Consider the following 21,234-nt stretch of genomic DNA (forward strand, 5'->3'; position numbering starts at 1 on the left):
GGGAGCGGCCTTGTTTTTCGAGCCTCAGGAGATCCGCCGGTGATCGTTCGTTCCCCCGTTCTCAACGTGATGATGGGCGCCGCCCGCAAGGCCGGCCGCGGCATGGTGCGCGACTTCGGCGAGGTCGAGAAGCTGCAGGTGTCGATGAAGGGGACCTCGGACTTCGTGTCCTCGGCCGACCTGAAGGCGGAAAAGACCATCCGCGCCGAGCTGTCCAAGGCCCGCCCGGCCTTTGGTTTCCTGTTGGAGGAAGGCGGCGAGGTCGGCGGCGACGACAAAAGCCACCGGTGGATCGTCGATCCCATCGACGGCACCACCAACTTCCTGCACGGCATTCCCCAGTTCGCGGTATCGATCGGGCTGGAACGCGACGGCGAGCTGATCGCCGGCGTGGTCTATGAACCGATCTCGGATTCCTTGTTTCATGCCGAGAAGGGGGCCGGGGCCTATCTGAACGAATGGCGCCTGCGCGTCTCGGCCCGGCGCAAGCTCGAGGAATCGGTGCTGGCCACCGGCATTCCCCATCGCGGCCGCCCGGGTCAGGACGTCTTCATCAAGGAACTGACCGCGGTGATGCAGGAAACCGCCGGCGTGCGCCGTTTCGGCTCGGCCGCCCTGGACCTGGCCTATGTCGCCGCCGGCCGTTGCGAGGGCTATTGGGAATCCGGCATCAAGCCGTGGGACATCGCCGCCGGCATCGTGTTGGTCAAGGAAGCGGGCGGCTATGTCAGCGACTTCGACGGCAAGGGCGATATGCTGGCGACCGGAGATATCGTTGCCGCCAACGACCAATTGCATTCCAAACTGGTTTCGTTGCTGCGCAAGGCTCGTGGCTGATATTTGGAAATTATAAATATTTCCCGTGCATGGTCGCGCTTAGCCTAGTGTGATCGTATTGTTGTACGCCGGCTGGGCATCGGTTAGTCTGTCGCGCGATTGGCGTGCAAAGCGGGGTTGTTCTGTGATGGCAAAGGCGACTTGGCGGATTTTCGCGCTTTCGGCGTTGATGGGTGGTCTGGCTCCGGTGGCGTCGGCCCAATATGTCGTCGGCGGCGACGCCCGCCCCAGTGTCGAGGTCAACTGGACGGTGCTGGAAAAACTGGGCCAGGACCCCAATCTCGCCGCCATGCTGCGCCGTGAGAACCACCCGGCCACCCAGGCCGCGCTGAAGATGCCGGGCCAGCAGCAAAAGGCCCAGCCCCAGTTCCGCCCGTTCCAGCAAGCCGCAGCCAAGCCCGCCGCAGCCAAGCCGGCGGCGCCGGCCAAGCCGAAGGCGCAGCCGATTGCCGCCAAGGTCGAAAAGCCCGCCATCGCCGAACTGATTCAGGCGACCCAGAAGCCGGTCGAGATCAAGCAACCCGAGCCCAAGGTCGCCGAGACCAAGCCGGCTCCGGCTCCGGCCCCGGCCCCCGTCGCCAAGCCGGCGGTGCCGCCCAAGCCGCAAGTCGCCGAGCTTCCGGTGGTCAAGCCCGAACCGGCCAAGCCGGAGGTGAAACTCGAGCCGGCCAAGCCGGCGGGTCCGCAGATTTCGCTGCCGGAAGTGCCGGCTCCCAAGGTGGCCGCGCCGATGCCGGTTGTCCCCGTCGCCCCGGTCGCCCCCGTTGCCCCGGTCGCCAAAGTCGAAGCGCCGGCTCCGGTGCCTGCGCCGATGCCGCTGTCGGTTCTGACCCCGCCGGTGGCCGCGCCCGCGCCCGCTCCGGTGGTGCCGCAGGTGGCCGCAGTCACCAGCCCGGCGGTGGCCCTGAAGGGCGACACCTTGTCGATGCGCTATGCCGGCGAGGATTTCAAACTGCCCGATTCCGCCAAGTCCGAATTGATCTCGCTGGCCAAGCGGATGGAAAAGGACGAGGCACTGAGCCTGCAATTGCTGGCCTATGCCTCGGGCGACGAGGCCAATGCCTCGAAGGCGCGGCGCCTGTCGTTGTCGCGGGCCATCGAGGTGCGCAAGTTCCTGCTGGACCAGGGCGTACGCTCGACCCGCGTCGAGATGCGGGCCTTGGGCAACAAGACCGACGGCGGCTCGCCCGATCGCGTCGATGCGGTGCTGGTCGGGCGTTAGGCGCGAAGCGCGGCCCGTTCCGGGCCCCCTCAGACGCCGGGCGGGCTTTGGGCGCGAGGCGCGGCCCTAAATCACTCCACCCTAGCATCGTTCAAAAAGACTCTCCTTGCCTGGGCACGGACGGCTGCTACACTCCCGGCCGGGTCAAGGCCCCCCAACGGGCCGCGTCCCTTCTGCGAGGGAGGGTTATTTTTATGAGCGAACTTCCGCGGCCGGCTACCAAGCCCGCCAATCCCAATTTCTCCTCTGGTCCCTGCGCCAAGCGTCCCGGCTGGTCTGTCCAGGCTCTGGCCGACACGCCGGTCGGCCGGTCGCATCGTGCCAAGATCGGCAAGACCCGTCTGGAAGACGTGATCGAACGGTCGCGCAAGGTGCTGGGCATTCCCGCCGACTACCGCATCGGCATCGTGCCGGCGTCCGACACCGGCGCGGTCGAGATGGCCATGTGGTCGCTGTTGGGCGAGCGCGGCATCGACATGCTGGCCTGGGAAAGCTTCGGCGAAGGCTGGGTGACCGATGTCGCCAAGCAGCTGAAGCTGGAAGACCTGCGCGTCTTCAAGGCGCCCTATGGTCAACTGCCTGACCTTGCCCAGGTCGATTGCGACCGCGACGTCGTGTTCACCTGGAACGGCACCACCGGCGGCGTGCGCATCCCCAACGGCGACTGGATCAAGGCCGACCGCAAGGGCCTGACCATCTGCGACGCCACCTCGGCGGTGTTCGCCATGGACATGCCGTGGGACAAGCTGGACGTGGTCACCTGGTCCTGGCAGAAGGTGCTGGGTGGCGAGGGCGCGCACGGCATGCTGGTCCTGTCGCCCCGGGCTGTCGCCCGCTTGGAAAGCTATAAGCCGGCCTGGCCGCTGCCGAAGATCTTCCGCATGACCAAGGGCGGCAAGCTGATCGACGGCATCTTCAAGGGCGAGACCATCAACACCCCGTCGATGATCGCCGTCGAAGACCAGCTGGACGCCCTGAAGTGGGCCGAATCCATCGGTGGCCTCAAGGCGCTGATCAATCGTTCGGAAGCCAACTTCAAGGCCGTGCAGGATTGGATGGACAAATCGTCCTGGGCCGCCAACCTGGCTTCCGATCCCAAGGTGCGGTCCTGCACCTCGATCTGCGTCGCCATCAAGGCTGCCTTCTTCGCCAAGCTGTCCGACGACGACAAGGCGGCCGCCGCCAAGAAGATCGTCACCCTTCTGGACAAGGAAGGGGTGGCCTACGATATCGGCGCCTATCGCGACGCCCCCCCTGGATTGCGCATCTGGGGCGGTGCCACGGTGGAAACCGCCGACATCCTGGCCCTGCTGCCCTGGCTGGACTGGGCCTTCGCCCAAGTCGAAGCCGAGTTCGGGCCCAAGGCTCAATAATCCAAAGAAGACGGGCGCCGTCGGATCAACCGGCGGCGCCCGCTCCACATCCGGGGAAGAATATCCATGCCCAAGGTTTTGATCAGCGACAAGCTCAGCCCGGCCGCCGTGCAGATCTTCAAGGATCGCGGCATCGAGACCGACGTCAAGGTCGGCCTCGCTCCCGACGAGTTGAAGGCCATTGTCGGCCAGTATGACGGTCTGGCGATCCGCTCGAACACCAAGGTCACCGCCGACATCCTGGCCGCCGCCACCAACCTGAAGGTGGTCGGTCGCGCCGGCATCGGCGTCGACAATGTCGATGTGCCGGCCGCCACCGCGCGTGGCATCGTGGTGATGAATACGCCGTTCGGCAATTCGGTCACCACCGCCGAGCACGCCATCGCCATGATGTTCGCCCTGGCCCGCGACATCCCGCAGGCCAACGCCTCGACCCATGCCGGCAAGTGGGAAAAGTCGAAGTTCATGGGGGTGGAACTCACCGGCAAGACGCTGGGCATCATCGGCTGCGGCAATATCGGCGCCATCGTCGCCGACCGCGCCCTGGGCCTGAAGATGAAGGTGGTCGGCTACGATCCCTTCCTGTCGGTCGAGCGCGCCCGCGACCTGTCGATCGAGAAGGTCGATCTCGACACCTTGTTCGCCCGTGCCGACTTCATCACCCTGCACACGCCGTTGACCGAGGCCACCCGCAACGTCATCGATGCCAAGGCCATCGCCAAGATGAAGAAGGGCGTGCGCATCATCAATTGCGCCCGTGGCGGCCTGGTGGTCGAGGAAGATCTGAAGGTGGCGCTGGAATCCGGCCAGGTCGGCGGCGCCGCCCTGGACGTGTTCAAGGTCGAGCCGGCCAAGGAAAACGGCCTGTTCGGCATGGACAAGGTGGTGTGCACCCCGCATCTGGGGGCGTCCACCTCGGAAGCGCAGGAAAACGTGGCCCTGCAGGTGGCCGAGCAGATGGCCGACTATCTGCTGACCGGGGCGGTGACCAACGCCTTGAATATGCCGTCGGTGTCGGCCGAGGACGCGCCCAAGCTGCGCCCCTACATGAAGCTAGCCGGGCAATTGGGCAGCTTCGCCGGCCAGTTGACCGAGCACGCCCTGAAGGCGGTCAGGATCGAGTTCGAGGGCCATGTCGCCACCTTGAACACCAAGCCGCTGACCGCCGTCATCCTGGAAGGCCTGCTGAAGCCGATGGTGGAAGCGGTCAACATGGTCAACGCGCCGGTGCTGGCCCGCGAGCGTGATATCGACATCTCGGAAAGCCGCAACGAGCGTGACGGCGACTACCACACCCTGGTCCGCGTCACCGTGGTCACCGAGGCCCGCACCCGTTCGGTGGCCGGCACGTTGTTCGGCGGCGACAAGCCCCGCGTGGTGTCGATCAAGGACATCCCCATCGAGGCCGAACTGGGCGAGCACATGCTGTTCGTCACCAACCAGGACAAGCCGGGTTTCATCGGCGCCCTGGGTACGCTGTTGGGCAGCCACGGCATCAACATCGCCACCTTCCATCTGGGCCGGTCGGAATCGGGCGGCGACGCCATCTTGCTGACCCAGGTCGACCAGCCGATCAGCGACAAGGTGCTGGACGAAGTGCGCAAGCTGCCGCAGGTGGTCCAGGCCAAGGCGCTGTCGTTCTAAAGCCCTAAAAGAAAACAGGCCGCCGGGGGGTACCCTCGGCGGCCTTTTTCATGGGCAAGCAGGCAAGGCTAGATGATCGCGCTCAACAGGGCGGCACCCATTGCCAGCAGGGACAGGGCAAGCGAGCGCCAATCGGCTTGGCGGCGGGCCACGGCAATGGCCTTACGGTGCTGATGCATGGCGAGCTCCTGTCCCTGGGTTGATCCGTTCCTAGCTTACATGGGAACAGGTTACCGAGAGGTCAACGGGTGCCTGGGGTGAAATCCCGATGGGTCACCCTGCCGCCATGGACTGCCCCACGATCTGGCCCGAGCGGACTTCGTCCAGGAACCCGTCAACCTCGCTGTTCAAGGCTCGCGCGGTGGTCGACAAGGTGTCGGCCAGGCCGAACAGGCGATCGGCGGCGACGCCCGCGTCGTCAGCCGCCGCCGACAGGGTGGCCATCTGGCCCGATACCTCGGACGTCCCTTGGGCGGCGACCTGCATGCTGTCGGCGATTTCCTTGGTGGCGCCGTCTTGCTGACACATCGCCTCGGCCACCGACCGGGCGATGGCATCGACCTCGCCGATCTCCCGAACGAAGGCGGCGATCTCGCCGACGGCGGCGTTGGTCTCGTCCTGGATGGCGCGAACCTGGGCGGTGATGTCGTCGGTGGCCCGGCTGGTCTGGTTGGCCAGGTTCTTGACCTCGCCGGCCACCACCGCGAAGCCCTTGCCGGCCTCGCCCGCTCGCGCCGCTTCGATGGTGGCGTTCAGGGCCAGAAGGTTGGTCTGGTTGGCGATGGCGCTGATCAGCTTGACCACGTCGCCGATCCGTTCGGCGGTTTGCGCCAGGGATTCGATCTTGGCGGCGGTGGCGTCGGCGCTGGAGCGCGAGCGGTCGGCGGCCAGCACGGTCTGATCGACCTGGCGGGCCACCTGATTGATCGAGGCCGACAGGCGCTCGGCCGCCGCCGCCACCGTTTCGACGCCCGAGGTGGCCCGTTGCGCCGAGCCTTCCGCCCCGCTCGACATGATGCGGGTCTGCTGGGTGACGCTGGTCAGGGTGCCGGCGCCGCTATGGACGTCGTCGGCCATGCGGGTCAGCGATTGGATGATGCCCTGGACGGTGGACTGGAAACGGTCGGCCAGGGCGGCCATGTCGCGGCGGCGCCGTTCGGCATTGTCCTGCTCGACCCGCTCGCGTTGGGCGCTCGCTTCGGCCAGGGCCTGGGCGTTGGCGCGAAACACCACCAGGGCACGGGCCATGGCGGCGATTTCGCTGCGGCCTTGGGTGAAGGGAACCTCGCTCTCGAGGCGGCCGTCGGCGACGTCGCGCATGCGGGCCGCCAGGCTGCGGATGCGGCCGCTGACGCTTTGGATGATCATCATCACCATCGCCATCACCGCCACCAGGGTCGCCGCCGAGGTCACCGCCATGGCCACCGTGCCGAAATCGTGGGCCTCGTCATATTGCCGGCGCGATTGCGCCTGGGTCTCGGTGGTAATGGCGATCAATTGGTCCAGGCCCTGTTTGGCCGGGGCGTACAGGTCCTTGAACGCCCGCGCCTGGCCGGTCACCTTCAGCATCAACTCGCCCGCGCCCTGCAGGGCGGCGGTGAAGGTCGCGTTGGCCTGGGTCAGGCGCTCGCGTTCGGGGGTGGAAAGCTCGCGCGACTGGGCGATGGCGGCGGCCAGACCTTTGGCGGCCCCGATTGTCGCGCCATAGGCCTTGTCGCTGGCCGAGCTGCGCAATTCGGCGGTGCGCCACAACAGCTCGGTCAGGGCCCGCTCGATGGCTTCGTCCTCGGACTGGGGACGGGCGGCGACGATCTGGTGATGGGTCTGCTCGAGCTGGCCCAAGGCATCGGCCAGCGCGCGGCGCAGGCCCTGGTCGGCGGCCATCCCCAGCGTCCGCCAGTCGGCCACGAAGCCGTCCCAGGCGGCGAAATAGGCTTTGCTGCCTTGCCCGATCGCCGCCACGATGGCGCGTTCCTCATCGGTGGCGGCGTCCTTGGTGGCGCTGGCCAGGATGGACTCGATGCTGCGCCGGGCGCCGGCCATCTCGGCATCGTATTTCTCGTCCGGGCGGATCAGGAATTCCTTTTCGAAATAGCGGGCCTTCAACAGCCAGAAATCGATGGCGACGGCGTCGCGCAGGTCGGCGGTCTCGATCTGGTGGGTGTCGAAGGCGTGGTCCTGGGTGGCGCGGGTTTGCAGCCAGATCGCCAGATTGACGAAGGTCCCCAGCACCACGACGGCGGCCAGGGCGTAAAGTCGTTCGGAAATGGTCGTGTCCAGAAAACGGCGCATGTCGAGTTCCCCCTGGATATGGCAAGCCCCATGGCGGGGGCCATAAACGCAACGGCTCCCGCCTCGAGGACGGGAGCCGCAGGTACCTTGGTGGAACAACGATGACCGCAGGATGAACGGTCGCGTCAGAATCGGTTCAGGCCACGGGGGCGTCATCGCGGTTGCCCCATTCGGCCCACGAGCCGTCATAGACCGACACGTCCTGGTGGCCCAACAGATGCAGGGCGAAGGCGACCACGCAGGCGGTGACGCCCGAGCCGCAGGTGGTGATGACCGGCTTGTGCATGTCGATGCCGGCGGCATCGATGCGGGCCTTGATCTGGTCCAGGGGCTTCAGCGTGCGCTCGCGTTCGTCGATCAGGTCGGCGAAGGGCAGGTTGACCGAACCGGGGATGTGGCCGCCCTTCTTCACCGGCCACAATTCCGGGTCGGTGCCGTTGAAGCGGCCGGCGGCGCGGGCGTCGACGGTCTGCTCGCGGCCCAGCTCGATATTGGCCTTCACCTGGTCGAAATCGCGCAGCAAGGTGTGGTTGACGTGCGGGATGAAGTGGCGGTCGCGCGGCATCGGCGGCATGTCCTCGACGGCGCGCTGCTCGCGCAGCCACTTGGGGAAGCCGCCATCCAGGATGGCGACGTCGCGGTGGCCGAAATAGCGGAACATCCACCACACCCGGCAGGCGGCGCTGGCGAAGCCGGTGGTGTCGTAGACGACGATCTTGTGGCCGTTGCCCAGGCCCAGCTTGCGCACCCGGCTCGCGAACTTCTCGGGCGCCGGCAGCATGTGCGGCAGCGGATTGGCCTGGTCGGCGATGTCGTCGATGTCGAAGAACACCGCGCCGGGAATGTGCTCGGCATCGTATTCTTCGCGCGGGTTGCGATTGGCGATCTTGGGGTAATAGCTGGCATCGACGACGCGGACGTCGGGAGCCTTCAGGTGGGCCTCAAGCCAGTCGGTGGTGACGATCGCGTTGGACATGAGGCTCCCCCTTTATGGTCGATTCTTGGTCTTCACGTCAGCCAATCCGGAACCGGCAGGTTGCGCTCGGCCAGGAAGGCTGGGTTGAACAGCTTGCTCTGATAGCGGGTACCATAATCGCACAGCACTGTCACCACCGTATGACCTGGGCCTAATGTTTGGGCCACCTTGATCGCCGCCATCACGTTGATCCCGCTGGAACCGCCCAGCACCAGGCCTTCCTGGCGGACCAGATCGAAAATCAGCGGCAAGGCTTCCTCGTCGGTGACGCGGACCTGGTCGTCGATGGGCGCGCCTTCCAGGTTCTTGGTGATGCGGCCCTGGCCGATTCCCTCGGTGATCGAGCCGCCCTCGGCCTTCAGTTCGCCATGGGCATAGTAATTGTACAGCGCCGAGCCCATCGGGTCGGCCAGCACGATGCGGATATCCTTGTTGCGTTCCTTCAAGGCCATGCCGATGCCGGCCAGGGTGCCGCCGGTCCCGACCGCGCAGGTGAAGGCATCGACCTTGCCGTCGGTCTGGGTCCAGATTTCCGGGCCGGTGGTGTTGAAATGCCCCAGGCGGTTGGCGACGTTGTCGAACTGGTTGGCCCACAGCACGCCGTTGGGCTCGGTGGTTTCCAGCTCGCGCGCCAAGGTCTCGGAATAGCGGACGTAATTGCCGGGATTGGCATAGGGCACCGCCGGCACCAGCCGCAGATCGGCCCCGATCAGCCGCAGCATGTCCTTCTTTTCCTGGCTTTGCGTCTCGGGCATGACGATCACCGAACGATAGCCCAGGGCGTTGGCCACCAGGGTCAGGCCGATGCCGGTATTGCCGGCGGTGCCCTCGACGATGACGCCGCCGGGGCGCAGCAGGCCCTTGGCCTCGGCGTCCTGGATGATCGCCAGCGCGGCGCGATCCTTGACCGAGCCGCCCGGATTCAGGAACTCCGCCTTGCCCAGGATGGTGCAGCCGGTCAGTTCCGAGGCCTTCCTCAGCTTGATCAAGGGCGTGTTGCCGATGGAATCGAGGAAACCGTCGCGAATGTCGGGCATGGCTGGTCTTTCATGTTAATTCACACTTTCACCAATCATATCTGATGGAATGTGACTGCTTCAAGCCAGAATTAGTGTGAAATACCCGCCGCGCGTCGGCAGCGCTGCAATCAAAGGTATTTATTATCGTAGAAAACTTTTGTTAAGGTAGTGACATCTGGCGGTGGCGGCGAGGAGGGGGCGATGTTTCACGGTGCTTTGGGCAATGATCCGGACTTCCTGCGGCGGCTGGACGTGCTGCGAAACCGCATCGCGGCGGCGAAGATTCCGCCCTCGGTGCTCGACCAGAGCCTGAACATCGCCACCTGGAACGTCCGCGAGTTCGGCAAGGAAGATCGCGACCCGGTGGCGATCCATCTCATCGCCGAGATCGTCAACCAGTTCGATCTGGTGGCGTTGGTCGAATTGCGCGACCGCCTAGGCGATCTGGGGCGGCTGATGGCGGTGCTGGGGGATTACTGGAAGGTGGTCTATTGCGACTTCCGGTCCGACGATGCCGGCAACCGCGAGCGTATCGGCTTTCTGTACGATTCCCGTTCGGTCCGCTTCACCGGCCTGGCCGCCGAGGCCAACCCGCAGCGCCACAAGGACCCGGCCACCGGGGCCTATGTTTCCGATTATCCCGACTGGTGGCGATCGCCCTACATGGCGTCGTTCAAGGCCGGCAGCTTCGATTTCATCTTGTGCGCGGTGCACATGCAATGGGGGACGGCGAAGAACCGCACCGCCGAGATCCGCGCCTTCGCCGACTGGATCGCCACGCGCCAGAACGATGAGGCCGAGACCGAGAAGGATTGGTTCGTCATGGGCGATTTCAACATCGAAAGCACAGCGATGATGGACGAATTGCTGAAGTGCGGCTTCGGCGTGCCCAAGGGCTTCGTGTCGTCCGCCGCCAAGAAAGCCAAGCTGGGACTGGCCACCAACGTCGATTGCGATCAGGCCTACGACCAGCTGCTGCATTCGCCCAGCGCCGCCAACGCCGTCACCGGCATGGGCGGGGTGCTGGATTTCTATGCCGGCGATCATAAGCCGCTGTTTCCCGACATCGCCGACAAGAAGAATTTCACCTTCCAGATGTCCGACCATCTGCCTTTGTGGATTCAGATCAAGACCGACCTGATGGAAAAGTGGATCGCCAATGGCGGTAAGGTCGCCAAGGCCGGCAAGCCCGGCAAGGCCGGCGGGGGCTGATCTTGTTCCTGGTCCTGGGGCAGGGGGCGACGTATCCTGTCGCCAGTGTCCTGCCCCCGAAATTCGCATGCGAGTTTCTGGGATAAGCAGGCCGCACACCAGGCCAAGACCGGACCCGAGGGGCAAATGGACCGCTTCACCGTTTCGTTGGACGAGGAATTGCTGGCGCAGTTCGACGATTACATCCGCCGCCGCGGCTATCAGAACCGGTCCGAGGCGGTGCGCGACATCCTGCGCCAGACCCTGGATTCCGAGCGCCTGACCGAGGATCAGGGCGGCGATTGCGTCGCCTGCCTGTCCTATATCTACAACCACCACGAACGGGAATTGTCGCGTCGGCTGACCCAGGCCAGTCACGACCATCACGATTTGACCCTATCGACCCTGCATGTTCATCTCGATCACGAGAATTGCATGGAGGTGGCGATCCTGCGCGGTCAGACCGCCGAGGTCCGACATTTCGCCGATGCCATCACCGCCGAGACCGGGGTGCGCCACGGCAAGCTGAACGCCGTGCCGGTCGAGACCCGCGTCGGCCACGGCCACCATCATCACCATGGTCACGACCACCATTCCCATGGGCATGGGCACGACCATGGCCATGACCACGGGCACGCCACCCCGCACGTCCATTCCCGGCCGAAAACTTAGTGTGGTGGCCTGCCTATCCCAGGAACTCGCATGCGAATTTCTGGGGCAGGACACTCGATTTCATCGGGTCGTCACCCGAGCGGACTTGGCGCTGTTCCACCTGGCGCGATAGTATGCCGCCATGTTGTCCCCCTTCGGCAGCCCCGAAACCGAACGTCGTTTCCTGGTTGGCTCGGCCTGGCCCTGCCATGTGAGGCCCCAGGCGATTCGCCAGGGCTACCTGCCGACATTGTCGGGGCTGACGCTGCGCATCCGCTGGACTCCGGACCTGGGGACGGTGACGGTCAAGACCCCGGCGCTGCTGGGCAGCCGGTGGGAGACCGAATGGCCATTACTGCCGACGGTCGCCCTGGCCATGCTGGATTTGTGTCCGCACCCGCCGATCGAGAAGCTGCGCCGTGTCGTCGAGCATGACGGCCTGACCTGGGAAATCGACGAATATCAGGGCCGCCATGCCGGCCTGGTGGTGGCCGAAGTCGAATTGGCCCATCCGCTGCAGCAATTCCAGTCGCCGGACTGGCTGGGCCAGGAGGTGACGGGTATCGCCGAGCTCAGCAACAGCCGGCTGGCGCGGGCCCCGTCGCTCGAGCCGGCCTGGGCGGCGGTGGCGGCACGGGGGCTATAATCTGCCGCCCTCCAGCGCCACCGCGCGGGTGGCGAGGCGGGTGATGAAATCGCCATCGTGCGAGACGATCACCATCGCCTGGGGCAGGCCCTGCAAGATGGCGGTCAGACGGGCGCGGGTGTCGTGGTCCAGCCCGTTGGTCGGCTCGTCCAGCAGCAGCACCTGGGGCTGCATCGCCAGCACGGTGGCCAGTGCCACCAGCCGCTTCTGGCCGCCCGACAGTTTGTGGGTGATGCGGTCCTCGAAATCGGCCAGGCCCAGCTCGGCCAGGGTGCGGATTGCGACGGCCCGGGCCTCGGCGCGGCTGGCGCCCAGGTTCAAGGGACCGAAGGCCACATCCTCGATCACCGTCGGGCAGAACAATTGATCGTCGCTGTCTTGGAACAACAGGCCGGCCTTGGCCCGCACTTCCTTGAAGTCGCGCTCTGAGGTTCGGGCCGTGCCGAAGGCCTCGATTGTGCCGGCCTGCGGCCGCAACAGGCCGACCATCAGATGGAAAAGCGTGGTCTTGCCCGAGCCGTTGGCCCCGCCCAGGGCCACACGCTCGCCCGCTTCCAGGGTGAAATGGGCGCCATTCAGCACCGGGGCGCCGGACGGATAGCTGAAATGAATGTCGTCCAGGCGGAACAGGGTCATCCCTGGCTCATCATCAGCACTACCGACGCGGCCGAGGCCAGGGCGAACAATCCGTCGGGTCGGCCGAACCGGCTGGGTTCCTCCAGGCAGGGGAAATGGCCGTCGAACCCGCGCAGCCGCATCGCCGCCAGGATGCGGTCCGAGCGCTCCAGGCTGCGGACCATCAGCATGCCGAACAGATAGCCGACCGATCGCCAGGTGTGGCGGTTGGTGCCCATGGTGAAGGCGCGCGCCTTCATGGCATTGCGCAGGCGGGCATATTCGCGGTGGAGCAGGTCGAGATAGCGCACGGTGAACAGGAACAATTGCACCAGCTTGCAGGGAAGGCCCAGCCGGGCCAAGGCATGGCCCAAGGCGATCGTGTTCATCGATCCGACCAGGGCCAGCAGCATCAACACCACCGCATTGGCCTTCAGCAGGATCAGTGCCGCCTGGTGCAGTCCCTCGCTCGAACCGGTCAGGCCGAACGCCGAGAAAGCGGGATCGCCCGGCACGGTGAAGGGCAGCAGCGCCACCGCGACCACCATGAAGCCGTCCATCGCCAGCATCCGTCGAAGCGTCGGCAGTGCGCGCAGGCGGGCCAGCAGGGCGGCGGCCAGGGCCAGCCCAACCGCCAGCACCAGCGGCCAGATCTGATCGCGGCTGACCACCATCAGGGCGAACAGCCCGGCCGCCACCAGCCGGGTGCGCGGATCAAGATGGCCGATTATTCCGTGGCCTTCGCAATCGTCGTGCAGGCTGGCATGGCCGTGCGCCTCGCCGCCCAGCATCGGGCGCGCCGTTCGGGAATGGGCGTGCGGCAGGCTCATGATTTCTTGTCCTTGCGGGCGGACAGGCCATAGGCCAGGCCGAAGAAGCCGATGATGGCGCCCAGCCCGCCGACGACGTCGTGCCACCAGATCTTGTCGTGGGTGGCGGCCAATTGCTCGCGCAGGGGCCGCAACTGGCGGGCCAGGCTGGCATCGATCATCGCCTGCAGATCGGGGGCGGGGGCACCCGGGGCCAGATTGTCGGGCAGTTCGGTCGCGGCGATGGTGAATTGGGCGGCGTGGCCGTCATCGCCCTCGACGGAAATCCGATGATCGGCGCGGCTGGTGGCGGTGAAGGAAAAGGCCCCCTGGGTATCGGTGGTCAGGCGATGCAGCACCGCCCCGGCCGGGTCGGTCACCGTCACCATTACCCCTTGGGCGCGGTCGCCACCGCTGAAATAGGCATGGCCCGAGACCTTCGCACCCTCGGTACTGGCGAACAGCGTCAGCTTGTGGGCCAACGCCGGCCCGGCAGCGGTCAGCGTTGCCGCCAGCACAAGAACAGCCACGGCGCCACGCCCCAGGAAGCCGGGGCGGACCTTCAGCAGCAGGCCGGCGGCGGCGGCGGTGAAGGCCGCCTCGATGGCCATCACCGGCAGGTGGGTGACCAGCACCAATTGGGCGGCCACCAGGAATTCCCGCCCCGAGGCGGCCAGCGACAGCGCGACCATCACCATCGACGCCGCCACCCCGAAGGCCCCGGCCACACCGGCCGCCGCCACGCCCCAGGCCGGGCGGGCGGTGATGACGGCGTTGAAGGCCAGGCCGCACAGCACCGCCGGCACCGCCAGATTGGTCAGGTTGACGCCCAGCACCAACAATCCGCCGAACCCGAACAGCACGGCTTGCAGAACCAGGGCGACGAAGATGGCGGGAAAGGCCGCCCAGCCCAGGCTGATGCCGATCAGGCCGTTCAGGATCAGATGGGCCGAGCTGGGACCGACCGGGAAATGGACCAGGGCGGCGACGAACAGCAGGCCCGACAGCACCGCCACCTGGGGGATGCGTTCAGGCGCCAGGCGCTTCACCCCGATGGCCAGCCCGCCCGCGCCGATGGCGGCGCCGGCCAGCAGGACGGGAACCGACAAGATGCCGTCGGGGATGTGGGCCATTATTTCATATCCGTGGCTTTGACCCAGATCAGGCCGCCCAGTTCGACCGGGGCTGCCTTGCCGTCGGGGCCTTTCATCGGCTTGTCGGCATCGGTCAGGGCGGCGAAACCCCACCAGCCGCCGCGCGGCATGGCATAGCTGAACTCGCCCAGGGCATTGGCCTTGATGGTCTGGGTGACGAACGGGTCGGCCGGCGCCTTGACGCTGCCGTCATTGACCCATTCCACCTCGATTTCCGCGTGGGGCAGGGGCTTGCCGTTCTTCCTGACCACGCCGCGAAACAGATTGCCGGTCCACAGGCCATAGGGCCGCACCAGCGGCTCGATCTCGATGGGCAGGCCGACCAGCTTGTCCCAGCCCTCGCCGCCGGCGAAATCCACCACCACCTTGGTCAGGTGGATGATGTACTTCTTTTCCGCCGGCTCCCAATAGGGCGCCGGTTCGAGGAAGAAGACGTGGTCGCCCGGCTGCTTGAATTTGAACGACGCCTCGAAGGCGGTCTTGCCGTCGGCCGGCTTCTTGACCAGGCTGCCCAGCAGATCCTGCCTGACCCCATGGGCCAGCACGCCGAACCGGACCGGCTGGCCCATCTCCATCACCGGGCCTTGCTCCATCGGATGGGTGAAGCGGATGTCCAGGCCGATGGTCCGCGCGCCCTCGGGCCCGACGATGTCGGCCGACGGCAACACCTGCTGGAAATGGGCGCCGGCGGCACCGGGCGCCAGCAGCACGGCCAAGGCGGCGATGGAAGTACGGACGGTCGGCAACGATGTTCCCCTCATGGATTGCAGGGAGCGTAATACGATTTTTTCAATTTTCATACAGGCAAAACGGTCAGGGTGATTGACAGCGGCCAAGCCGGGATGGAAGGCTTCGCCCCATGAGCGAAACCCCGTCCTTGCGGTCAGGCTGGACCACCGGCGCCTGCGCCACCGCCGCCACCAAGGCGGCGTGCCGGGCGCTGTTCGGCGCCGCCTTTCCCGACCCGGTCACCATCACCCTGCCAGGCGGCCAGCGGCCCCAATTCGCCCTGAGCGTCACCCAGCAGGGCGAGGGCTGGGCCAGGGCCGGGGTGATCAAGGATGCCGGCGACGACCCCGACATCACCCATGGTGCGACCATCATCGCCACCGTGCGCAAGGCGGCGGTTGGGGCGGGGATTTCCTTCAAGGCTGGTGACGGTGTCGGCACGGTGACCAAGCCGGGCCTGCCGCTGGCCCCGGGCGAGCCGGCCATCAACCCGGTGCCGCGCGCGATGATGACCGAGGTGGCCGAAGCCGAAGCCGCCCGCCTGGGCCAGGCCGCCGATCTGGAAATCGAGATTTCGGTGCCGGGCGGCGAGGCGTTGGCCGCCGGCACCTGGAATCCCCGGCTGGGCATTCTGGGCGGCCTGTCGATCCTGGGCACCACCGGTATCGTCGTGCCTTATTCCTGCTCGGCGTGGATTCATTCGATCCAGCGGGGCATCGACGTGGCCCGGGCCACCGGGCTGACCCATGTGGTCGGCTGTACCGGCTCGACCTCGGAAAAGGCCGCGCGGGCGATCCTGGGGGTGCCCGAGGACGCCATCCTGGACATGGGTGATTTCGCCGGCGGCATGCTGAAATATCTGCGGCACCATCCGGTGGCACGCGTCACCATCGCCGGCGGTTTCGCCAAGCTGGCCAAGCTGGCTGCCGGCCACCTGGATTTGCATTCCAAGCGCAGTCAGATCGATGCCGGCTGGCTGGCCGGGCAACTGGCCGAACTGGGCGGCGATGCCGGCTTGGTGACAGACGCGCGGGCGGCCAATACCGGGCTGGCGGTGCTGGAATTGGCCCAGAAAGCCGGTCTGTCCATCGGCGAGCGGGTGGCCGGTTTGGCGTTGGCCCAGGCGGCCAAGGTGCTGGATCGAGCGCCAGTGGCCCTGCAGGTGCTGGTGTTCGACCGCCGGGGCAATCTGGTCGGGCGGGCAGGCTAGGGCTTGACCACCGCCAGCATCGTCACCGGCATGGCGGTGCGCCAGCCGTCGAAACCGCCCAGGGCGGCGGCGTGGGCCACCGAGATGCGGGTCATTTCGCCGCCCAGGCGGCCATACAATTCAGCCAGCACCGCCTCGCCCTGAAGGGTGACGGCGTTGGCGACCAGCCGGCCGCCCGGCTTCAGCGCGCTCCAGCAGGCCTCGACCAGGCCCTTTACCGTCAGGCCACCGCCGATGAACACCGCGTCGGGGGCCTCCAGCCCGGCCAAAGCAATGGGGGCCTTGCCGGCCAGCACGGTCAGTCCGGGCACGCCCAGCTTCAGGCGGTTTTCCTCGATCAGGGCCAGACGGTGCGGCTTGGCCTCGATGGCGATGGCGCGGCAGCGGGGATGGCTGCGCATCCATTCCACCGCCACCGAGCCGCAGCCGGCCCCCACATCCCACAGCAATTGGCCGGCTAGCGGGGCCAGGCGCGCCAGGGTGACGGCGCGGATGTCGCGCTTGGTCAATTGGCCGTCATGGGCGAACGCCTCGTCGGGCAGGCCGGCCAGGATGGGTAGCGCTGCCCCCGACCGGTCGGCCTGGCATTCCACCGCCATGACGTTCAAGTCGGCGCAGCGTTCGGCGGGCCAGCCCAGGGCCTGGCCATCCAGCCGGCGCTCGGCCGGGCCGTCCAGCCGTTCCAACACACTGATCCGGCTGGCCCCAAAACCGTGCTGGCACAACAGCGCCGCCAGCTTGGCCGGGCTGGTGCCGTCCTCGGCCAGGATCAGCAGGCGGGCGGCGGGCGCCAGGTGGGGAACGACCAGTTCCAGCGGTCGTCCGTGCACGGTCAGCAAGGTGCAATCCTGCAAGGGCCAGCCCAGCCGGGCGGCGGCCAGCGAAAAGGCCGAAGGGTGCGGCCACACCCGCATCTCGGCAAGATCAAGCCGCCGCGCCAGGCTGGCGCCGATCCCGTACATCATCGGGTCGCCGCTGGCCAGGATGCAGACCGACTGGCCGCGCCGGGCCAAGACCAGATCGAAGGCGGCGGCGAACGGGCTGGGCCAGGCGATCCGTTCCTGGCCGGCCCGCTCGGGCACCATGGCCAGATGGCGTTGCGCGCCGAACAGAATGTCGCAATCCTCGACGGCGATCCTGGCCCATTGGCCCAGGCCGGACAGCCCGTCCTCGCCGATGCCCACCACGTTCAGCCACGCCGTCATTGCCGCTCCTCGCCCGCTTTCCACCGCCCAAGCGATGGTGTAGAGAGGGGGCCGCTTTTCAAATGGTGGCCCCGATCCGATGGACTATATCCGCGACGCCGACGAAATCTACCGCCGATCCTTCGCCATCATCCGGGCCGAGGCCGATCTGGCCGCCATCCCGGCCGATCTGGAAAAGGTGGCTGTGCGGATGATCCATGCCTGCGGCATGACCGATCTGGCCGCCGACATCGCTTTCTCGGCCGGGGCGGGCGCTGCGGGCCGCGCCGCCCTGGCGGCGGGTGCGCCGATCTTGTGCGATTGCCGCATGGTGTTCGAAGGCATCACCCGGACGCGGCTGGTTGGCGGCAATCCGGTGATCTGCACCCTGGCCGATCCGCGCGTTCCCGACATGGCCCGCCAGGCCGGCACCACTCGCTCGGCGGCGGCGGTCCAGCTGTGGCGCGAGCATCTGGACGGCGCCGTGGTGGCCATCGGCAATGCGCCGACCGCGCTTTTTCACCTGCTGGAAATGCTGGACGGCGCAGCGCCCAGGCCGGCCCTGATCATCGGTTGCCCGGTCGGCTTCGTCGGTGCCGCGGAATCCAAGGACGAACTGGCCGCCGACAGCCGGGGCGTGCCGTTCATCGCGGTCAAGGGCCGGCGTGGCGGCAGCGCCATGACGGTGGCGGCGGTCAACGCGCTGGCGACCGAACGCGAATAGCCCACACCACGGCCTGGTCGATCTGGGTCACCGTTTCGGTGACCGGACGGGCCGGGCGTCTCAGCATCACCACCCGAAGCCCCAACTCGCGCGCCGCCACCAGCTTGGCGGCCGAGGCGGTGCCGCCGCTATTCTTGCAGACGATGGTGTCGATGGCGTGAGCCCGCAGCAAGGCGGTTTCGTCGGCGACGCTGAACGGCCCGCGCGCGGCCAGGAATTCGCACTGGGAAAATGGCGGCATCGGGTCGGGCCGCTCGACCGAGCGGATCAGGAACCACAGATGGTCCAACCCAGCGAAGGGGGCCAGTTCCTGACGGCCGATGGCCAGCAAGATGCGCTGGGCATTGGTCTTCAGGGCGATCACGGCTTGGTCCCAGTCATCCACCTCGTCCCAGCGATCATCGGGCTGGCGGGTCCAGGCCGGGCGTTCCAGCCGCAGCAGCGGAACCTGCGCCCGGTCGGCCGCCAGACCGGCCTGCATCCCCATGCGGGCGGCGAAGGGATGGGTGGCGTCGATCAAGGCGGTGACGTGATTGTCGGCGATGAAATCCACCAACCCATCGATGCCGCCGAAGCCACCTTGCACGATTCGCCCCGGCGGCAGGTGGGGGACGGCGGTGCGCCCGGCCAGCGAGGTGATCACATTCATCGCGGGCTGCCCCGCCAGGACCTGGGCCAGCTCGCGGGCTTCCTGGGTTCCGCCCAGGATCAGGATGGTCGCCTTCGTCATGTCAGACCTCGCCGGTCAGGCGCTGGGCCAGATGGTCGGCGAAGGCGCGGACCTTGGCCGACAATCGCCGGCTGGGGGGAAAAACCGCATGGATCGGCAGGGGCTCGCAGGCATGGTCGGGCAAGACCCGGACCAGCCGGCCGGCGGCGAAATAACGGTCCAGCACGAAGGTCGGCAGCAGCACCACGCCCAGGCCCTCGCATGCCGCCTCGGCCAGGGCCTCGCCATTGTCGGCACGCAGATTGCCGGTGACCCGGAGCGGATGGACGCTGCCGTCCGGGCCGATCAGCGGCCAGGTCGCGCCATCGTTGGACAGGGTGTAGAGCAGGCAATTATGGGCCAGCAGATCGGCCGGCGCCGTGATGGCCGGGTGTGCCTGCACATAGACGGGCGCGGCGGCGCAGATCAGTCGGGCGGTGGCCAGCCGCCGGGCCACCAGCGACGAATCCGGCATGCGGCCGATGCGCACCGCCATGTCGAAGCCTTCCTCGACCAGATCGACGACGCGGTTGTTGAAGGTCAGGTGCACCGTCACCTCGGGGAAGCGGGCCAGGAAGGCCGGGATGGCCGGCGCGACATGGGTCGATCCGAAGGAAAAGGGGGCGTTGACCCGCAACGTGCCGCGCGGGCGCACATGCATCTGGGCGGCGGCGTGCTCGGCCGCCTCGATCTGGGCCAGGATGGTCAGGCAATCGGCATGGAACTGGGCGCCGATCTCGGTCAGGCCCAGGCTGCGGGTGGTCCGGTTCAGCAGGCGGGCACCCAGATGCTCCTCCAGGTCGGCCAGCTGCTTGCTGACCATGCCCCGCGACAGGCCCAAGGCCGCCGCCGCCTTCGAGAAGGATTCATGCTCGACGATGGCGGCAAAGGCGCGATAGGCGGCGATCTGGTCCATGGGGTATTGTCCGATAATTGGAAACAATATGTTCGCATGAAAGGTGATTATCGCCAATCGTCAATTCAATTAAGGTCCGGCTCGCCATCTTCCCATCGAAGGAACATCCCATGCTGAAGAAAGTCGTGTTGTCGTTGTCGCTGGCGGCGTCGGCCGCCCTGGTCGCCCCGGCGGCCCAGGCCGACGAGACCAATCCGGTCATCGTCCACCGCCAGGCCATCTACAAGGTCGCCTCGGGCCATATGGGCGGCTTGAAGTCGATCCTGGCGCTGAAGGACGGGCCGAAGGAAAATCTGAGCTATCACGCCGACAGCCTGGTGGCGGCGTTCCAGCACCTGGGCAAGGCCTTCCCCGAGGGCAGCGACAAGGGCGAGACCAAGGCCAAGGCCAATATCTGGACCGATCGCGCCAAGTTCGACGAGGCCGGCAAGAAGGCTTACGCCGCCGCCCTGGCCATGGCCGAGGCGGCCAAGACCGGCGATCAGGCCGCCAGCCTGGGGGCCTTCAAGAACCTGGGCGGCACCTGCAAGGCCTGCCACGACGATTTCAAGAAGGACTAAGGCGATGAGCAGGCAGGTCAAGGTCTGGGACCTTCCCACCCGAATGTTCCATTGGGGCCTGGCCTGCCTGTGCGTGCTGGGCTGGGTGTCGTTCAAATTTGGCGATGCCGGCATGGTCTGGCACCGCTGGAACGGTTATGCCGTGCTGACCCTGGTGCTGTTTCGCCTTCTGTGGGGACTGGTCGGCAGCGACACCGCGCGCTTCATGCGCTTCGTCGCCGGGCCGGTGGCCACGGCTCGTTATCTGATCGGTCTGGCACAGCGGCGCCATCAGCCGGTGGTCGGCCACAATCCGGCCGGCGGTTGGATGGTGGTGGCGCTGATCGGCGGATTGCTGGTGCTGGCCGCCTGCGGCCTGTTCGCCACCGACGACATCATGGTCGAAGGCCCCTTGGCCCATGCGGCGTCGTCGGCCCAGGTCAAGCTGGCCACCAAGATCCACAAAAGCCTTTACTGGGTGCTGGCGGCCATGGTCGGCCTGCATGTGGCGGCGGTGGTTTTCCACCGGGTCGTGCTGGGCGAGAAATTGGTGGGCGCCATGATCACCGGAAAGGCCGAGATCGAGGGCGCCGATGCCCCCCGGCTGGCCCCGATCTGGCTGGCGGCGGCCTGCGCGGCGATCGCGGCCGGATCATTGGCCCTGGTGCTGGCCGTCGTCTAGACCATCGAGCCTTTAATCTGGTTCATACCCTCTGCCGTCACCCCCGGACTTGATCCGGGGGTCCATGCTGCCGGAGGCAGCTTCGCCACCATGGATTGCCGGGTCAAGCCCC

General features: G+C 66.8%; 21 protein-coding genes. 11 read left to right on the forward strand and 10 right to left on the reverse strand.

What is annotated here, in order from left to right; translation table 11 throughout:
- The first annotated feature begins 39 nt into the window (after positions 1-39).
- The 4 genes from MTBLM5_RS05105 to serA all read left to right on the forward strand — a co-directional run bounded on the left by MTBLM5_RS05105 (position 40) and on the right by serA (position 5,076).
- Entirely contained in the window at positions 40-837 is a 798-nt protein-coding gene (locus tag MTBLM5_RS05105; protein WP_173974709.1) for an inositol monophosphatase family protein, read from the forward strand.
- A 127-nt stretch (positions 838-964) separates the two neighbouring features.
- Entirely contained in the window at positions 965-2,059 is a 1,095-nt protein-coding gene (locus tag MTBLM5_RS05110) for an OmpA family protein (protein WP_254430916.1), read from the forward strand.
- Positions 2,060-2,253: 194 nt separating this feature from the next.
- The gene (locus MTBLM5_RS05115) at positions 2,254-3,432 is read left to right on the forward strand and encodes a phosphoserine transaminase (protein WP_173974710.1); all 1,179 of its coding nucleotides are present in this window, start codon (positions 2,254-2,256) and stop codon (positions 3,430-3,432) included.
- Positions 3,433-3,498: 66 nt separating this feature from the next.
- Entirely contained in the window at positions 3,499-5,076 is a 1,578-nt protein-coding gene (gene serA / locus MTBLM5_RS05120; protein WP_173974711.1) for a phosphoglycerate dehydrogenase, read from the forward strand.
- 273 nt (positions 5,077-5,349) lie between these two features.
- Here the strand turns inward: serA and MTBLM5_RS05125 are convergent, their stop codons facing one another.
- The 3 genes from MTBLM5_RS05125 to MTBLM5_RS05135 all read right to left on the reverse strand — a co-directional run bounded on the left by MTBLM5_RS05125 (position 5,350) and on the right by MTBLM5_RS05135 (position 9,381).
- Positions 5,350-7,368, reverse strand: a complete 2,019-nt coding sequence (locus tag MTBLM5_RS05125) for a methyl-accepting chemotaxis protein (protein WP_173974712.1) — start codon at positions 7,366-7,368, stop codon at positions 5,350-5,352.
- Positions 7,369-7,504: 136 nt separating this feature from the next.
- On the reverse strand, positions 7,505-8,344 hold the full coding sequence (gene sseA / locus MTBLM5_RS05130; protein WP_173974713.1) for a 3-mercaptopyruvate sulfurtransferase: 840 nt from the start codon (positions 8,342-8,344) through the stop codon (positions 7,505-7,507).
- A gap of 32 nt (positions 8,345-8,376) precedes the next feature.
- Positions 8,377-9,381: a cysteine synthase A gene (locus tag MTBLM5_RS05135; protein ID WP_173974714.1), complete on the reverse strand. Its 1,005-nt coding sequence runs from the start codon at positions 9,379-9,381 to the stop codon at positions 8,377-8,379.
- 183 nt (positions 9,382-9,564) lie between these two features.
- Here MTBLM5_RS05135 and MTBLM5_RS05140 point away from each other — a divergent pair, with 183 nt between their 5' ends.
- The 3 genes from MTBLM5_RS05140 to MTBLM5_RS05150 all read left to right on the forward strand — a co-directional run bounded on the left by MTBLM5_RS05140 (position 9,565) and on the right by MTBLM5_RS05150 (position 11,851).
- A complete protein-coding gene (locus MTBLM5_RS05140) occupies positions 9,565-10,575 on the forward strand; it encodes an endonuclease/exonuclease/phosphatase family protein (RefSeq protein WP_173974715.1) in 1,011 nt (336 codons plus the stop codon).
- A gap of 126 nt (positions 10,576-10,701) precedes the next feature.
- The gene (gene nikR, locus MTBLM5_RS05145) at positions 10,702-11,226 is read left to right on the forward strand and encodes a nickel-responsive transcriptional regulator NikR (RefSeq protein WP_173974716.1); all 525 of its coding nucleotides are present in this window, start codon (positions 10,702-10,704) and stop codon (positions 11,224-11,226) included.
- A 121-nt stretch (positions 11,227-11,347) separates the two neighbouring features.
- A complete protein-coding gene (locus tag MTBLM5_RS05150) occupies positions 11,348-11,851 on the forward strand; it encodes a CYTH domain-containing protein (protein WP_173974717.1) in 504 nt (167 codons plus the stop codon).
- Here the strand turns inward: MTBLM5_RS05150 and MTBLM5_RS05155 are convergent.
- The 4 genes from MTBLM5_RS05155 to MTBLM5_RS05175 are packed head-to-tail and all read right to left on the reverse strand — an operon-like array spanning position 11,846 to position 15,175.
- Positions 11,846-12,487 (reverse strand): energy-coupling factor ABC transporter ATP-binding protein, encoded by a 642-nt coding sequence (locus tag MTBLM5_RS05155; protein ID WP_173974718.1) that lies wholly within the window; start codon positions 12,485-12,487, stop codon positions 11,846-11,848. The genes MTBLM5_RS05150 and MTBLM5_RS05155 overlap by 6 nt on opposite strands.
- Complete coding sequence (gene cbiQ, locus MTBLM5_RS05160; RefSeq protein ID WP_254430917.1) at positions 12,484-13,296, reverse strand: cobalt ECF transporter T component CbiQ; 813 nt, start codon at positions 13,294-13,296, stop codon at positions 12,484-12,486. The genes MTBLM5_RS05155 and cbiQ overlap by 4 nt, the downstream gene beginning before the upstream one ends.
- On the reverse strand, positions 13,293-14,408 hold the full coding sequence (gene cbiM / locus MTBLM5_RS18710) for a cobalt transporter CbiM (RefSeq protein ID WP_217424974.1): 1,116 nt from the start codon (positions 14,406-14,408) through the stop codon (positions 13,293-13,295). The genes cbiQ and cbiM overlap by 4 nt, the downstream gene beginning before the upstream one ends.
- Positions 14,408-15,175, reverse strand: coding sequence for a DUF4198 domain-containing protein (locus tag MTBLM5_RS05175; RefSeq protein ID WP_254430918.1), 768 nt, complete (start codon positions 15,173-15,175; stop codon positions 14,408-14,410). The genes cbiM and MTBLM5_RS05175 overlap by 1 nt, the downstream gene beginning before the upstream one ends.
- Positions 15,176-15,288: 113 nt before the next feature.
- On the opposite strand from MTBLM5_RS05175, the gene MTBLM5_RS05180 reads away from it, so the two are divergent.
- Complete coding sequence (locus MTBLM5_RS05180) at positions 15,289-16,368, forward strand: cobalt-precorrin-5B (C(1))-methyltransferase (RefSeq protein ID WP_173974720.1); 1,080 nt, start codon at positions 15,289-15,291, stop codon at positions 16,366-16,368.
- Here MTBLM5_RS05180 and cbiE read toward each other — a convergent pair.
- A complete protein-coding gene (cbiE, locus tag MTBLM5_RS05185; protein WP_173974721.1) occupies positions 16,365-17,573 on the reverse strand; it encodes a precorrin-6y C5,15-methyltransferase (decarboxylating) subunit CbiE in 1,209 nt (402 codons plus the stop codon). The two genes, MTBLM5_RS05180 and cbiE, sit on opposite strands and share 4 nt — an antisense overlap.
- Before the next feature lie 79 nt (positions 17,574-17,652).
- On the opposite strand from cbiE, the gene MTBLM5_RS05190 reads away from it, so the two are divergent.
- A complete protein-coding gene (locus MTBLM5_RS05190; RefSeq protein ID WP_173974722.1) occupies positions 17,653-18,276 on the forward strand; it encodes a precorrin-8X methylmutase in 624 nt (207 codons plus the stop codon).
- Here the strand turns inward: MTBLM5_RS05190 and MTBLM5_RS05195 are convergent.
- Positions 18,248-19,006, reverse strand: a complete 759-nt coding sequence (locus MTBLM5_RS05195) for a cobalt-precorrin-6A reductase (protein WP_173974723.1) — start codon at positions 19,004-19,006, stop codon at positions 18,248-18,250. The genes MTBLM5_RS05190 and MTBLM5_RS05195 overlap by 29 nt on opposite strands.
- A 1-nt stretch (position 19,007) precedes the next feature.
- On the reverse strand, positions 19,008-19,901 hold the full coding sequence (locus tag MTBLM5_RS05200) for a LysR family transcriptional regulator (RefSeq protein WP_173974724.1): 894 nt from the start codon (positions 19,899-19,901) through the stop codon (positions 19,008-19,010).
- A 110-nt stretch (positions 19,902-20,011) separates the two neighbouring features.
- Here MTBLM5_RS05200 and MTBLM5_RS05205 point away from each other — a divergent pair, with 110 nt between their 5' ends.
- Together MTBLM5_RS05205 and MTBLM5_RS05210 are read left to right on the forward strand one after the other, a co-directional pair.
- Positions 20,012-20,461, forward strand: coding sequence for a cytochrome c (locus MTBLM5_RS05205; protein ID WP_173974725.1), 450 nt, complete (start codon positions 20,012-20,014; stop codon positions 20,459-20,461).
- 4 nt (positions 20,462-20,465) lie between these two features.
- A complete protein-coding gene (locus MTBLM5_RS05210; RefSeq protein WP_173974726.1) occupies positions 20,466-21,122 on the forward strand; it encodes a cytochrome b/b6 domain-containing protein in 657 nt (218 codons plus the stop codon).
- Positions 21,123-21,234 lie beyond the last annotated feature (112 nt).

This window comes from Magnetospirillum sp. LM-5 (assembly GCF_902729445.1).
Lineage (GTDB): Bacteria > Pseudomonadota > Alphaproteobacteria > Rhodospirillales > Magnetospirillaceae > Magnetospirillum.